Origin of the sequence: Anaerovirgula multivorans, from assembly GCF_900188145.1 — a bacterium.
Taxonomy (GTDB): domain Bacteria; phylum Bacillota; class Clostridia; order Peptostreptococcales; family Natronincolaceae; genus Anaerovirgula; species Anaerovirgula multivorans.
The window spans coordinates 1-14,841 of sequence record NZ_FZOJ01000059.1 but is presented as its reverse complement, the minus strand read 5'-3'; the positions used below and the strand labels follow the sequence as shown (position 1 = coordinate 14,841).

Here is a 14,841-nt window from a genome sequence, read left to right as displayed (position 1 = left end):
TCTCTCTTGCTGTCAGCTTGCCTTTTTCATGTTGATCAGCAATTCTTTTTGTTCCCCCGCCTAGCTGGATTTTTTCCTTCCGTTGGCGAAGATCTTCTAGTTTGTTCACAGTCATAATTCACCCTCCCAATGTGATTACTTGTTGTAGAACTACACAAGTAGTATTATAACATAAAATACAAAAACAAATAGTATTTTAGTATAAAACACAAAATTTTTTAAGCTTTCAATTTTTTTAAAGCTTGCATTTTTTTATCTTTCACTTAATTCTACCAAAACTCCATTTGTACTTTTAGGATGACAAAAAGCTATTTTTGCTCCACCTGCTCCATACCTAGGTTTTTCATCAATCATCTTTACGCCCTTTGCCTTCATGTTTTCAATCGCCTTTTCAATATTATCTACCCTAAAAGCAATATGCTGAATACCTTCTCCCTTTTTCTCAATGAACTTTGCAATAGGACCGTCTTCTTCAGTGGACTCTAAAAGTTCTACCTCCGTATCTCCTACAGGTAAAAAGGCTACTTTCACCTTCTGCTCTTCAACAACCTCAGTTCCTATACATTCTAAACCTAGTATTTCCTGATAAAACTTCAATGTTTCATCCAGGTTCTTAACTGCAATGCCAATATGGTCAACCTTCCCTACCTTCATTTTAACTCCTCCTTAACTATTTTTAGCTAAAATCTTTCCTACAATTTCATTGCTAACTGTATAGGGGTCTACTTCCCTATTTGCAACTTTTTCAGCATAATCCCGAATCTCTTCTCTTTTTTCATCGCTGTTTAATACTCTATCCATAAGACTTTGCTGAGTTAATTCCAGTATCTCTAGTTCACTATTTTTTGTCCTTCTTTCTATCAGCTTATCATCGACTTCTAAATATTCTTTATGTTTATTTAATTGCCCTACTAATTCTTCTATACCTTCATTTTTTATGGCTACTATCTTGGTTACAGGAGGTCGCCAATCCTTGTGATTAAAGTCAAGCATCATCTCTATTTCCGTTTTTGTTCTATCGGCTCCTTCGCGGTCTGCCTTATTGATAGCGAAAACATCTCCTATTTCCATGATTCCCGCCTTAATCGCCTGAATATCATCTCCCAATCCAGGAACCATTACCATCAGAACAGTATCTGTTGCCTTCACAATATCCACTTCTGACTGCCCTACCCCTACTGTTTCGATAAATATATAATCCAATCCATAGGCATCTAATATCTTTACAGCTCCTTGTGTAGCTTTAGATAGCCCTCCTAAGTACCCTCTTGTCCCCATACTTCGAATGAATACACCAGGATCAGTATTTAAGTCAGACATACGAATGCGATCTCCTAAAATAGACCCTCCCGTAAAGGGGCTAGTAGGATCAACAGCGATAATGCCTACCTTTTTATCGTCTTTTCGCAGTCTTTTTACCAGTTTGTCGGTGAGGGTACTTTTCCCTGCACCCGGTGGCCCAGTGATGCCTATTACCCATGCTTTTCCGGTATGTGGATATATTTGGGATAATGCTTCTAGTGCATCTTTTTCATTATTCTCTACCTTTGTAATCAATCGGGCAGCCGCTCTTTTCTCACCTTTTAACAACCTTTCCGCTAAATCCATTTCTGCACCACCTAGTTAATGTTTTTGAAACAGGAAAGAAAGAGGGGGGTTAAGCCCTCTTTAGGTTTTGTTTTATAAAATCTATTGTTACACCAGTAGGTGTTCCCGGTGTAAAGACCTCAGCAACACCTTTTTCCTTTAAGAAAGGAATATCTTCTTCAGGAATAACTCCACCACATATTACTAAAGTCTCATCGTAAATATTTTCTACTTTTAATAGTTCCACAACCTTTGGTAATAAATGATTATGAGCTCCAGATAAAATACTTAAGGCTACAACATCTACATCCTCTTGAATAGCCGCCTGTACAATCTGATCAGGTGTCAATCTTAGTCCTGTATAGATTACTTCCATTCCCGCATCTCTTAAAGCCCTTGCTATTACCTTTGCCCCTCTATCGTGCCCGTCTAAACCAGGTTTTCCAACTAACACTCTTATAGGTCTATCCATCTCGTGAACCTCCTTTATTTTTCTCCTATATTAAAGAATAACGTTTTGTTGATATTCGCCGAATACTTCTCTTAAGACACCACAAACCTCACCTAAGGTAGCATAGACCTTAACAGCTTCTAAAATATGCGGCATTAAGTTTTCTTTACCCTCCGCAGCTTCTTTAAGAATAGTTAGTTTTTCCTGTACTAACTTATTATCTCTTTCCCCTTTAAGCTGATTAATTTTTTCTTTTTGCATTTCACCAACCGCTGGGTCTACTCTCAATAATCCCTTAGGGGTTTCTTCTTTCACTTGGAACTTATTCATACCTACAACAATTCTGTTTCCACTTTCAATTTGTTTTTGATATTCATAAGCACTGTCCATAATTTCTTTTTGAATAAAGCCTTTATCAATCGCACTTGCTGCTCCACCTAAATCGTCAATCTTTTTAATATACTCCATAGCCTCTTGCTCAATTTTATTAGTTAAACTCTCTATATAGTAAGAACCCGCTAATGGGTCTACAGTTTCAGCCACACCGCTTTCATGTGCAACGATTTGTTGTGTTCTTAAAGCAATTCTTACAGACTCTTCTGTTGGCAAAGCCAGTGCCTCGTCCTTAGAATTGGTATGTAATGATTGGGTACCCCCTAATACTGCAGCTAAGGTTTGGATCGCCACACGTACAATATTATTATCAGGCTGTTGTGCTGTAAGAGTTGAACCACCGGTTTGAGTATGAAACTTTAACTGCATTGATTTTGGACTCTCAGCACCAAATCTCTCCTTCATAATCTTTGCCCAAAGTCTTCTAGCAGCCCTAAACTTAGCAACTTCTTCCAGTAAATCGTTATGAGCGTTAAAGAAGAAAGACAGTCTTGGAGCAAACTTATCTACATCTAAGCCTGCTTTTATAGCTGCTTCTACATAGGCAATACCATCCGCCAAAGTGAAAGCAACCTCTTGTACAGCAGTTGAACCAGCTTCTCGAATGTGGTATCCTGAAATACTTATGGTATTCCAACCTGGCACATGCTCAGAACAATATTCAAATATATCAGTAATCAATCTCATGGAAGGCTCTGTTGGAAATATATAGGTTCCTCTCGCTATGTATTCCTTTAATATATCATTTTGAATGGTTCCTCTTAATTCTTGAGAAGATACTCCTTGTTTTTCTGCAACAGCTATATACATTGCCAGTAAAACAGATGCTGGTGCATTAATGGTCATAGAAGTACTGACCTTATCAAGAGGAATACCATCAAATAATATCTCCATATCCTTTAGAGAATCAATAGCTACCCCTACTTTACCTACTTCACCTTCTGCCAAGGCATGGTCTGAATCATAACCAATTTGGGTAGGTAAGTCGAAAGCAACGGATAGTCCTGTTTGGCCCTGCTCTAATAAATACTTGTATCTTTTGTTAGACTCTTCAGCAGTGGCAAAGCCAGCATACTGTCTCATGGTCCAGAACCTACCTCTGTACATAGTAGGCTGTACCCCTCTAGTAAAAGGATACTCTCCTGGAAAACCTAAATCCTGGTCATAATCAAAATCCTCTAGATGTACAGGAGAATAAAGTCTATCTACCTCCTGGTTTGAACCAGTTGCAAACTGCTTCTTTCTTTCGGGGAACCTTTCCAAACTCTTCCCAACTTTATTGTCATTCCAATCGGTTTGATTTTTTTTAAGTTCCTCTAACTTTTCTTTTTCAAACATGCTATTGCCTCCCTCATGGTTATTTAAATAGAATTCTCAGTAAACAAATACAATCCTTTTGAGGTTAATCATAAATAAAAGATACCTATGAACATAATGTCCCATAGACTTTAAATATATATGCGCTTTGCAACCAATTTTGATCAAAATTTTCAATGCTGATCTCCAACTATAATTATATATGTTTTAAAAGAAATATTTGTAGCCGATTTATAAATTTTTAGGTAAAAATTTATAAATCTTTCCAATTTTGAAATTTTTATTGCATGTGTTATGAAATTTGAAATCAAAATTGCATTGTTTTAACCCCTAATTGTTATTCTACAATTTTTAGATAATTCCTGCAACCTTATTTAAAAAAATGGAATGAGTAATTATCAGAATTTTCTATCATTAGCTGGTTGCAGGTTTTTTTTGCAAGATATAATTCTAAATATATCTTGCAAAGAGGTTTTTATCCTCTTTATATTTGGAAAATATGTAAAATAAGAATTGCAAAACATTTCATCTTGCATATATGAAAATTTTGAATTTTGAAGAAAGAATAAAATCTTTATTTGGAAATTTTTAGAAGCCTTCCAAGTTGATTTTGTTCAAACACATTACAAAAATTATACCAGTTCTATTATTTTATAGATAACCAATTTTAAACTTTAATTGCACAAAGAAGAAGTAAATATGTTGTTAGCTAAGTATTGCTTAAGGCTAATTTCTTCTTATTCAGCGAACTACCAATATCTTGATTTTTCTTCCAAACCTTCATCGAACCAGTTTCCAAAAATCGAGCATGCCATGAAAGGGCCTCTTTTATGCTATGAGGTTGATGCTTAAATTTCCCTTTTTCTGCTTCCTTCAAATAGTCCATCAGCATATCACGATAGCTTGGATGTGCACAATTCTGTATAATCTTCCTTGCCCTCTCCCTTGGAGATGTTTTTCTTAAATCTGCTAAACCTTGCTCAGTAACAATCACTGTTACATCATGCTCTGTATGATCTACATGGGAAACCTTGGGCACAATAGATGATATATCTCCATTTTTTGCCGTAGAAACAGTTGTAAAGATGGAAAAGTACGCATTTCTAGTGAAATCTCCCGAACCACCAATCCCGTTCATCATTCTGGAACCCATGATATTGGTTGAGTTCACATGCCCATATATGTCAACTTCAATTGCTGTATTCATAGCTATTACTCCTAAACGCCTAATCACCTCTGGATTGTTACTAATCTCCATCGGCCTAAGAATACAGTATTTAGCATAATGAGACATATTTTCATAAAGTCGCTTTAATCCTTCCTCTGATGGTGTCAAAGCAGTACTAGAAGCAATAGTTATCTTACCTGCATCGATTAAATCAAGCATAGAATCTTGAATTACTTCAGTATAGCAGGTCAAATTCTCAAAATCAGAATGAACCAGCCCTCCTAAAACAGCATTGGCTACAGACCCAACTCCAGACTGTAAAGGAAGTAGGTTTTGGGGCAAGCGTCCCATTTTTACCTCATGTTTTAAAAAATCAATAATATGCCCCGATATTTTTCTTGAGGGTTCATCTATTGGTCCTAATGGTCTTACTTTATCTGTAATATCCGTCACGACAATTGCTGCAATTTTTTCGGGAGCACAGGGCATAAATGTTGTACCAATCCGATCTCCTGGACGAATAATTGGTATTGGTTTACGATGGGGCGGCTTTTCAGTCATGTATATATCATGTATCCCCTCTAACTCTAGTGGTTGAGAGGTATTAATCTCTACAATAACCATATCGGCATTTTTAATTGCTTGGGGAGTTAATCCGACAGAAGTAGTTGGAATAATACAACCCTCTTCAGTAATTGCAAGGGCTTCTACCAATGCTACATCAATTTTTCCGAAGAACCCATAATCCATATATTGGCTTACATGACTTAAATGCATGTCTTGATAATATATATTTCCTTGATTAATGGCATTTCTAATGCTTTCATTAGTTTGGTACGGGTAACGACGCGTCATGACACCTGCCTTAGAAAGAGAACCATCTAATTCATCTCCTACAGAAGCACCACACATAACTGTTATTTCAATTTTTTCTCCACCTTCTGCTCTTTTCGCTAGTGCTAAAGGAACCGCCTTCGGATAACCCGAAGGTGTAAAACCGCTGGTAGCCATAGTCATACCATCTTTAATTAATAGGGCCGCATCCTCTGCAGACATGATTTTATCCTTTAAATCTTCTCTTCTTATTCTATTATTCATCTTCAAGAAACCTCCTTTTTTTCATTTAATTATTGATGAGTGAATATTAATAGGTTAAGGATTGGGAAAAAAAATAGATATACAAATCCAAATACCTGGATAGTATATCTAACCTTGTTATATCTACTAATGAAACAAACGGAGATTTTGCTTCCATAGATAATCGAGTTAAATCATAGTTAATGTTTATTTTTATATAATTCAATCGGCCATAACACCCTGTTCAATTAGAGCTTTAAACTTTTCATGACATTTTTTAGTGGAAGAAATTAATGCTTTTTTTGCAGACCCAAAATACCTATCATTAAAAGCCTCCTCAATTTCCTCAAATTTCATAATATTTTTACCAGTTAACAGTCTATTCACCTGCTCTTTTGCTACCCTAGTGACTAGTGTACAATCGGCATCAAGTATCTGACCAGTATTTTTATCCACTAGAATCCCTACTGCTATTACCTTGTACAGTTCTTCAGCTGTAGTGCCACAGGGTAGCTTAGCATATCCACTTATAAATATTTCAAAAGCTTTCATACCATCACCATTTTCTCTTCAAATTTACTATACTTCTATTTTATTTTTACTTTAATAAAATATCAATGACAATCTACCATAATTCTAGTCAGTATATAGATTTATAGACGATTTATGTAGTTGAGATTATTTACATCTAATTCGTTGTATTCAATTTATCATCTTACATTGGAAGTCTATGGAGCAGGATCGTAAACAATACCATTCCCAGAAGAGCAAATGGATATACTGCTCCATAACCCGCAGCAGGATCATCGCTTTCCAGAGAGTCAATAGCAACTCCTAAACCAGGGGTAGATGTCATTCCACCACAGATAGCTCCAGCTAGCATAATCCAATTGAGTTTGAATACGTATCTTCCTACCAAATAACCTACTAAAATCCCAACAATCCCAACAGATAGAGACGTTAATGCCAAAAAAACTCCAGTTCCCATAATTGCATCAAAAACTTGATATCCATAACGCAATCCCACAATTGCAAGGAAAAAGCATAGAGAAAGTTCCCTTACAACCGATAGTATTTTAGAATTCATTCTAAAATTAATGAAACCAATTTTCCCTATGTAACCAAGAATCAAAGAGCCTATTAATGCCCCTCCGGTTGCTCCTAAGCTGAAATATCCAAGTAAGGACCCTAAATAGATCTCAATAGTTCCAATTGAATATCCAAAGAAACAGGCAATTGTAAAGGCAATGATATCAAAATTTGTTTCTGCTATTTCTTTTCTGCCCTTAACAGCCATCCTAGCTTCTGTCATTTCTTGTTTAAACCTCTCCTTCTCCTTTTCGACATTCATTTTAAAGATTTTAGGCAGGAAATTAATTGCAAGAATTACTACAAGAACCCCAAATGGATAGGCGACTGCATATCCTAACCCAATTCCCGCCTCTGCATTTCTAACAAATTGACTTCTTTCCTCAGTATTTAAAGTCATTAAGGTTTCCGGAGTTAATTCTCCTGAAGGGTCAAGGATTTTTATAAATTTTTGCTTATCTTCTATACTAACAGATTCATAAGCAATCACTCTTTCCGTAGCATGAGCTTTAGCAGTTTCAATTGCCGCTGCCAACCCTGGTGAACTGGTCAATGCCCCTGTATAAACTCCAGAAATCTCATAAGGATTATCACTGGGACCTAATAGTACCATTCCATAGGTGGCCATAGCACTTGATAACGTAATTAAAAAACCCAAAATGACGAATTTAAGACCATATTTTTTTAGAACTGCTCCTAGATCCTTTGCTGCCAGCAGACCTACTGCTACCACAAAGAAAATTAAGAATAATGTGAAAAATGTTGACGGAATTACTCCTGCAGTAAGCATATTTTGAACAGCTTGATATCCTTTTTCCCCTTCTTGGAATCCTAAGCCATACCGATACACTACCCAACCTATAAATAACCCTGTAAATAAACACCCTGATGCACCAAAATTAAATTTCCCAATTTTAATATTTCCAAGTATTATGCCTGTAAAAATTGCTAAAAACATAAGTATATACGGACTTGTAATCCATACAACATAATCAAATTTCATCCTTTATCCCCCTCTTTACCTTAGTTTTTTTCAACTAACAACCCCTTGCTTTCTCACACCTCCTGTCTATGCTTAGATTAAGTTAGTTACCTTAAGCAGATGACCATAAGTAGACAACCAAAAGTTTGATTTATAACTTTTAGGTTGATTGCTTATACAGAATGCAATCAACCTTTGAAACTTCCGAAGAAAGATTTTGTATTTCGTTGCAATCGTTTACACAGAATGAATAAAAAAAGCCATAGAAATAAATTCTATGGCTTGGTAGCTTTTACACTAAAAGAAATGGGGATTCCTCAAATAAAAACTCAGCTATATAAATAGATAATTATATGCATTTTTTCTAGTATTATCTAATATCATCTAAAAAAGTTTGTGAAACTTTTATTTTTTTATTATTAGTATGTATATTCGCTACTTTTTTAAAAATTCCTTCAATAATTTAGATTATTTAAAAATTATTTTTCACAAATTTAACTATGTAAGCTTTTTCCTCAGCAAATAGTACTTAAAATTGATTCATCACAAAAAAAATCCTGAATTAAAAATTCAGGATTAGAATTATTCTTCTTTGTTTTCATTATTATCTTCTTGTTTTTCTTGCTCTTGAGATTTTCCTTCTTGTTTTTCTTTTTCCTTAATCTCTTTTAATTTCTTCTCAATTTCTTCTATTGTATCTTCCTCTTGCACTAGGATTTCACCTGAGAAGATTTTCTTATATAATTCAGCATCTAAAGTCTCGCACTTCAGCAATGCCTTTGCTACAGTGTGTAGTTTATCCATGTTTTCTCTTAATAGCTCCTCTGCTTTCGCATAGCCTTCATCTACGATGCGCTTAATCTCATGGTCTACTTCGGAAGCTACCTTCTCTGAATAATTACGTTTGGAGGTTATATCTCTACCTAAGAAGACCTCCTCATCCCCACCGCCTAAAGCCATTGGACCTATTACATCACTCATTCCATATTTAGTTACCATAGCTCTCGCTATGTCTGATACTCTTTGCAGATCATTTTGTGCTCCTGTACTAATATCATTTAATACAAGTTTTTCTGCAATCCTTCCACCAAGTAGATGAACGATGTGTTCCACCATCTCCGTCTTGGTAATATAATACTTATCTTCCTCTGGTAGAATCATGGTAAATCCGCCAGCTCTACCTCTCGGAATAATGGTTACTTGATGAACAGGATCTGTGTTTGGCATAAGTGTTGCTACCACCGCATGCCCAGCCTCATGATATGCTGTCAGTTTTCTTTCCTTTTCACTAATAACACGGCTTTTCTTTTCTACTCCTGCAATTACTTTTGTAATGGCTTCTTCTATGGTAGCCATTCTTATTTTTTTCTCATTTCTTCTAGCAGTTAATAAAGCAGCTTCGTTCATTAAATTTTCTATATCAGCTGGAGTAAATCCAGGGGTCCTTCTTGCCAACACTCTTAAATCCACATCTTTATCTAATGGCTTACTTTTTGAATGAACTTTTAATATAGCTTCACGTCCCTTGATATCAGGAGTACCTACCATAACTTCTCTGTCAAAACGTCCTGGTCTTAATAGTGCTGGATCTAGTATGTCAGGTCTATTGGTAGCGGCTACAATAATAATTCCTTCATTTATTCCAAAGCCATCCATTTCAACCAGTAGTTGATTTAGGGTTTGTTCTCTTTCATCATGACCGCCCCCTAATCCCGCACCTCTTCTTCTACCAACAGCATCGATCTCATCTATAAATATGATGCAAGGAGAACTTTTCTTTGCCTGTTCAAATAAATCCCTAACACGAGATGCACCGACACCAACAAACATCTCCACAAAATCTGAACCACTGATACTAAAGAAGGGGACACCTGCTTCTCCTGCTACTGCTTTGGTAATATAGGTTTTTCCTGTCCCAGGAGGTCCAACCATTAGGATTCCTTTTGGGATTCTTGCACCCAACTCTATATATTTACGAGGGTTTTTCAAAAAGTCTACAAGTTCCTGCAGTTCTTCCTTCTCTTCGTCTAAGCCTGCTACATCATCAAAGGTGATTTTATGCTTTTCATCCTCCTTGTGGAGCTTTGCTCTGCTCTTCCCAAAGGACATGACTCGATTGCCGCCACCTTGGGATTGTTGCATAAATACAAACCAGAAAACTACAAAAATCAATATCATAAAAATAGAAGGTAACAGCTCTATAAACCATGGGGTTCCTGGAGGAGGTGCTCCTGTAACCTTTAAATTTCTTTGATCTGTTATTTGTTCTTCTATGATAGCTGTAAATCTTTCTTCACTGAATACAGTGGGAATAAAAGATTTGAAATAAACGGTTTCATCATTTCTCAGAATGGTACCTTCTATTGAACGGTCCACTATATGAATCTCTGTAACATTGCCATTTACAAGTTCCTTATATAACCTAGAAAAATCTACATCTACCGTCTGTTGTGTCGGTTTGGCAAATTGTTGTACGAGAATCAGTAATATAATGAAAATCAATATATAAAAACTAGCTCCTCGGAAAAATTTCCTCAAATAAAGTCCTCCTCTCATGACTACCTTTTTCTATTACATTAAAATATTTTACCACACTATCCATTTAAAAACAACTTGCATAACAAATTTAACACTGTTTTCATGCTATAGACATGTACTTATGCATTTTAACATACTAAAGGCTACAATTCAGAGCAAAAAACACAAACCGTGTATATTAAAATTTAAATATTAAGACGTATACCTATATCTCATTACTTATTCTTCTTCTAAAAATGTCTTATATTCTATTGCTAATATTTTGGTGGTTTCATTGTTCACTTTATAATTTTCACTAATTCTATAACCAACTACCCACATAATCTCATCTCCATCACAAATCAAAGGTATTTCGTTTCTCTTTTCTCTATCAATTTTATAATCTATAAAAAAATCCTTTAACTTTTTACTCCCTACTAACCCCAATGGCCAAAACCGATCTCCTTCCCTTCGACTTCTAACATTGAGTTGCTTTGTGACTTTATGGTAGTCAAAGTATTTTATATACTTATCTCTACTAATAGTTTTTATATCACTTCTCATTAATACTTTTGTAGTGATTTTTCCTTTGATTTCATCTATTGTTATACTGTCTTCCGGGGATATCTGATAATAAAAACCTTCTTCTTCTCCTCTGTCCTCCGTAGTAAAAATAATTTTGTTATAGCTGGTCTTTACTATTATACCCATTGGAAGCAAAATTTTCTTTCCTGTTTCATTTTTTTGCAGTAATTCTATAATATTATTAATATGCTTATATTCTAGAGCTTCTTTCTTTCCCACCAACTCCTCTGTCGCTAATCTGAAAATCCTGGATTGTAAAGCATGATGCAATTTATTTATACCTTCGATAGATAATTCTAAACATCCTTCCCTAGAATCAATCTTTACCTGACGATAGGCTTCCCGGGCAGCTTCTTCCATGAAATCATTATCTTTCTTTAAAATTTCAGCTGTTTTCGCTAGGCTCTCTATTATATTGGGATTATAATGTCCCTGTATATAGGGAATCAACTCTAATCGAATTTTATTTCGATGATAAATAGGCTCTAGATTGGTTTCATCTGTACGGGGAGATAAATTATGTATAAGACAGTAGTCTTCAATTTCTTTACGGCTTACATTTAATAAAGGTCGAATAATTCGTCCCCTCCCATGATGAATAGCTGTTAAACCTTGTATACCAGTACCTCTAAGGAGCCTCATCAGTACAGTTTCTGCTTGATCATTTTGATTATGGGCTACGGCTATTTTGTTTGCTCCTACCTTTTCTACTACTTCATCAAAAAATTCATAACGTAGTACTCTCCCCGCTTCCTCTGAAGACAGCCCATGTTCTTTTGCATATTTAGGAACGTCCATACTTTTAACAAAGCTAATAATATTTAATTCTTCACAAAATTTCGCAACATATTGAGCATCCATTTGGGCATCAATGCCACGAAAATTGTGGTTTAAATGGGCAGCAAACAGCTCCAATTTAAATTCACTCATCAAACTATGTAAAACATGTAATAAACACACTGAATCTGGTCCCCCAGAAATAGCAACTACAATTTTGTCTCCTCTATCCATTAAATTATATCGTTTTATGGTTTTCCTAACATCATCTAACATCATCTCATCCCTCGTTTTTTATGTTATCTTCTTGATGTAATTCATATCTTCATATTCTTTTCTATTATATGCACTATTATCTTATTTTTAAATCAAAAAAAGAAAAATTATTGTAGTTATGAAAAAAAGTATACTAAAACTCAAGAGTATATTAACTCTTTTTTCTTTTAATAAGAGTCTCTTCTGTAGCTGATAGCCTCTCTCTCTGTTATACAAATTTTTAAGGCGCTTTATATAAAAATTCAAAGATTTTTTATTTTTTAACAGTCCTTCAATAATAAAGTTTTCAAGTTCTTTATCTAAATCCAACTTTTTGAGTTTTTCTATCACGTCTTCAATTTTTTGATTTTTTGGATGGATTGACTCCTTTAACAGTAGCTTTATAAAAACGATCATTACCGTAAAAAGATCATAGGAGGCTTCTGCTATCCTTTCCCCACACTTCCAACTGGCACGATCATATAGAGGGGTAAATTCCTTAATCGTGTCACCGTTTTTGACTACACCACCTAAATCAATGATCTTCAATTTGCTATTCCGCTTATCCAGCATAAGATTTTCTAGCTTTAAATCTCCAATGATGTATTCTTCGTCGTGAAAGGTCTGTAATCCTTTTAAAATAATAAGAATAATCGAGATAATTATCGTATTATCCAACTTATTTTTTTCATTATATTCCTTAAGATTTTCTCCCTTTATATACTCTAGCAAAATATAGTAATAGGTCTCTCCATTAAGCTTCAAATCGTCAATTCCCCAAGTTTCTACTATCATATCAACTTTGTGAAACTTTTTCAATAGTTGGTATTCCCTATTTATAGAAATACTATCTTTACTAATTTTCATGGCATATTGCTGTCTTGTTTGTACTTCCTCTACTAGATAAACAGAAGCAATACCACCTTCTCCTATTTTTTCTTTTATTTCATATCTATTTTTATTCCATCTTCCTTCTATAATAGAAGAAGGAGATAATTGAGGTATATTCATTTTATCACCCTTTTAGAATAAATTTGACTGCATCAATTTGTTTTAACACAAACGCATAAAGAAACGGAGAATCATGATCCTCCGTCTAATTTTATCCTATAGCGTCCTCTAATTTTAATATTTCTTCAGGATGATTGATGTTGTTATAATCTTCTATGATTTCCATAGCATAATGAATTGCAGGAGCTGTAGGGGTGGTTCCTTTGGTTTTTACTTCATAAAGTCTTCTTTCTAGTTCTTTCAAATCTTCATCAAAATTTAAAACCAGCCTATAGCCTTCTCTAGCTTCTCCTGGATAGGCAATCACTGCTGTAGAAACTTTTCCTTTCCTATTTTTAAAGGAATCTATTAAATCTAAAATGCTATAACGAGCAGACAATATTTTATTTGCCATACTACTACTTGTGTCCATAAGAATACAGCACTGGATTGCTATTTCATCAGAATAGGTATCTATATAGTTCAATATCTTACTACGGGATGCTGGTGTCATATCATCTAGGTTCTGTCCAATCATTTCCTTTAGCTGTTTATTTACCGCCTCCTGTATCGTTCTATTTACCGTTTTATAAGTTACACTCTGCATTGTTTGGTAAAGATCATCAATATAGGTATATTCATATATACCTCCTCCAGCCTCTGCTATATCAATGATTTCTGTTAGAGGTTTTTCATCCTCCTGTTTTTGATCAACAATGCCTATAGTATTAACAATGATGTTTTTCCTATAGGCTTCTTTAGCGGCATCAACAGGATTTCCCCCCACATTAGATTCTCCATCTGTAACAACAATAATTTGCTTAATAACAACCTCTTTATTGTCCATATTTTACCTCCTAGGCTTTTTTAGAAGTATTGCCATTGAAGCTTTTTTTATGCAAAGATTTCAGGGCAAAATCTACTCTATATGGCTCTTTTTACCACAGACAGTTCTCATGACACTGTCGCCCGAAGAATATGAAAAGGTTGTGGTTTGACCGCTACAAACCTTATGTATTAAGATCTCTTCTATGATGCATACTATACTAGAAATTACTAAAGGAGTGTTTCCCATGAAAAAGATAGCTTTATTGCTTATACCTTTGTTCTTAGTATTTACAATATCTTCTTGTAGATCATCAGATGACCAAAACAATGAAGATGGTATAGATAATAGCATCCAATATACCGAGGAGTTTCCATACCTCCCTGCCTATGGAGAAAATATGGAATTAATAGAATTTAGAGAGGGTGAGGGGGAAGATTTGGATATCGCCACCTATTCTGTACAAAACATAACTGCCGATGAGTTTTTGACAAATTATGAAGAACTTCTCATAGAAAATAATTGGGAAAATACTTTTGATAATAAGCCTGTTTCTATAAATATGAAAAAGGAAGAACACATCGCTATTATCATTGTGCCTCCTATAGAGGAAGAAGAGGAAGATTTAACAGTACTGATTTATTCTAAGTAGATCTAGCCCATTCACTGCAGATCATCTAATGTTTCGATACTATTTTGATTATAATTCTTCTCATCGCCAATTAAAAATATGGGGATATCGGGAAATTGAAAATTTCAGTTGAAATCCTCAAAAAATAATCAAGCCTATCGAATTTAGAGTTTATAATAACTCTAGACCTCGATAG

General features: G+C 34.9%; 12 protein-coding genes. 1 reads left to right on the top strand and 11 read right to left on the bottom strand.

Annotated elements, in window-relative coordinates; all coding sequences use genetic code 11:
- Window positions 1–252 precede the first annotated feature (252 nt).
- The 11 genes from mce to CHB72_RS24695 form a co-directional block, all read right to left on the bottom strand.
- Window positions 253–654 (bottom strand): methylmalonyl-CoA epimerase, encoded by a 402-nt coding sequence (mce, locus tag CHB72_RS24745; RefSeq protein ID WP_089285543.1) that lies wholly within the window; start codon window positions 652–654, stop codon window positions 253–255.
- 12 nt (window positions 655–666) lie between these two features.
- The gene (gene meaB / locus CHB72_RS24740) at window positions 667–1,608 is read right to left on the bottom strand and encodes a methylmalonyl Co-A mutase-associated GTPase MeaB (RefSeq protein WP_089285542.1); all 942 of its coding nucleotides are present in this window, start codon (window positions 1,606–1,608) and stop codon (window positions 667–669) included.
- Window positions 1,609–1,657: 49 nt separating this feature from the next.
- On the bottom strand, window positions 1,658–2,059 hold the full coding sequence (locus CHB72_RS24735; RefSeq protein WP_089285541.1) for a cobalamin B12-binding domain-containing protein: 402 nt from the start codon (window positions 2,057–2,059) through the stop codon (window positions 1,658–1,660).
- 30 nt (window positions 2,060–2,089) lie between these two features.
- Entirely contained in the window at window positions 2,090–3,769 is a 1,680-nt protein-coding gene (locus CHB72_RS24730; protein ID WP_089285540.1) for an acyl-CoA mutase large subunit family protein, read from the bottom strand.
- Window positions 3,770–4,457: 688 nt separating this feature from the next.
- Window positions 4,458–6,014 carry an acetyl-CoA hydrolase/transferase family protein gene (locus CHB72_RS24725; protein ID WP_089285539.1) on the bottom strand — a complete coding sequence of 519 codons (1,557 nt, stop codon included), beginning with the start codon at window positions 6,012–6,014 and terminating at the stop codon, window positions 4,458–4,460.
- A 201-nt stretch (window positions 6,015–6,215) separates the two neighbouring features.
- Window positions 6,216–6,545, bottom strand: a complete 330-nt coding sequence (locus CHB72_RS24720; RefSeq protein WP_089285538.1) for a DUF3870 domain-containing protein — start codon at window positions 6,543–6,545, stop codon at window positions 6,216–6,218.
- A gap of 163 nt (window positions 6,546–6,708) precedes the next feature.
- Window positions 6,709–8,085 (bottom strand): aspartate-alanine antiporter-like transporter, encoded by a 1,377-nt coding sequence (locus CHB72_RS24715; RefSeq protein ID WP_089285537.1) that lies wholly within the window; start codon window positions 8,083–8,085, stop codon window positions 6,709–6,711.
- A gap of 561 nt (window positions 8,086–8,646) precedes the next feature.
- Complete coding sequence (gene ftsH / locus CHB72_RS24710; RefSeq protein ID WP_089285536.1) at window positions 8,647–10,602, bottom strand: ATP-dependent zinc metalloprotease FtsH; 1,956 nt, start codon at window positions 10,600–10,602, stop codon at window positions 8,647–8,649.
- Window positions 10,603–10,821: 219 nt separating this feature from the next.
- A complete protein-coding gene (tilS, locus tag CHB72_RS24705; RefSeq protein WP_242975270.1) occupies window positions 10,822–12,222 on the bottom strand; it encodes a tRNA lysidine(34) synthetase TilS in 1,401 nt (466 codons plus the stop codon).
- Between the two features lie 84 nt (window positions 12,223–12,306).
- Entirely contained in the window at window positions 12,307–13,209 is a 903-nt protein-coding gene (locus CHB72_RS24700; protein WP_089285534.1) for a protein kinase domain-containing protein, read from the bottom strand.
- Between the two features lie 91 nt (window positions 13,210–13,300).
- Entirely contained in the window at window positions 13,301–14,035 is a 735-nt protein-coding gene (locus CHB72_RS24695; RefSeq protein ID WP_089285533.1) for a vWA domain-containing protein, read from the bottom strand.
- A gap of 226 nt (window positions 14,036–14,261) precedes the next feature.
- Between CHB72_RS24695 and CHB72_RS24690 the strand changes: the two genes are divergently transcribed.
- Complete coding sequence (locus CHB72_RS24690; protein WP_089285532.1) at window positions 14,262–14,666, top strand: hypothetical protein; 405 nt, start codon at window positions 14,262–14,264, stop codon at window positions 14,664–14,666.
- The last annotated feature ends 175 nt before the right edge of the window (window positions 14,667–14,841 follow it).

Excerpts from the sequence above, each read along its gene's own strand:
- tilS (WP_242975270.1), bottom strand. The coding sequence starts at position 12,222 with ATGATGTTAGATGATGTTAGGAAAACCATAAAACGATATAATTTAATG.
- CHB72_RS24735 (WP_089285541.1), bottom strand. The coding sequence starts at position 2,059 with ATGGATAGACCTATAAGAGTGTTAGTTGGAAAACCTGGTTTAGACGGG.
- CHB72_RS24715 (WP_089285537.1), bottom strand. The coding sequence starts at position 8,085 with ATGAAATTTGATTATGTTGTATGGATTACAAGTCCGTATATACTTATG.
- CHB72_RS24695 (WP_089285533.1), bottom strand. The coding sequence starts at position 14,035 with ATGGACAATAAAGAGGTTGTTATTAAGCAAATTATTGTTGTTACAGAT.
- CHB72_RS24700 (WP_089285534.1), bottom strand. The coding sequence starts at position 13,209 with ATGAATATACCTCAATTATCTCCTTCTTCTATTATAGAAGGAAGATGG.
- meaB (WP_089285542.1), bottom strand. The coding sequence starts at position 1,608 with ATGGATTTAGCGGAAAGGTTGTTAAAAGGTGAGAAAAGAGCGGCTGCC.
- CHB72_RS24690 (WP_089285532.1), top strand. The coding sequence starts at position 14,262 with ATGAAAAAGATAGCTTTATTGCTTATACCTTTGTTCTTAGTATTTACA.
- CHB72_RS24720 (WP_089285538.1), bottom strand. The coding sequence starts at position 6,545 with ATGAAAGCTTTTGAAATATTTATAAGTGGATATGCTAAGCTACCCTGT.
- mce (WP_089285543.1), bottom strand. The coding sequence starts at position 654 with ATGAAGGTAGGGAAGGTTGACCATATTGGCATTGCAGTTAAGAACCTG.
- CHB72_RS24725 (WP_089285539.1), bottom strand. The coding sequence starts at position 6,014 with ATGAATAATAGAATAAGAAGAGAAGATTTAAAGGATAAAATCATGTCT.
- CHB72_RS24730 (WP_089285540.1), bottom strand. The coding sequence starts at position 3,769 with ATGTTTGAAAAAGAAAAGTTAGAGGAACTTAAAAAAAATCAAACCGAT.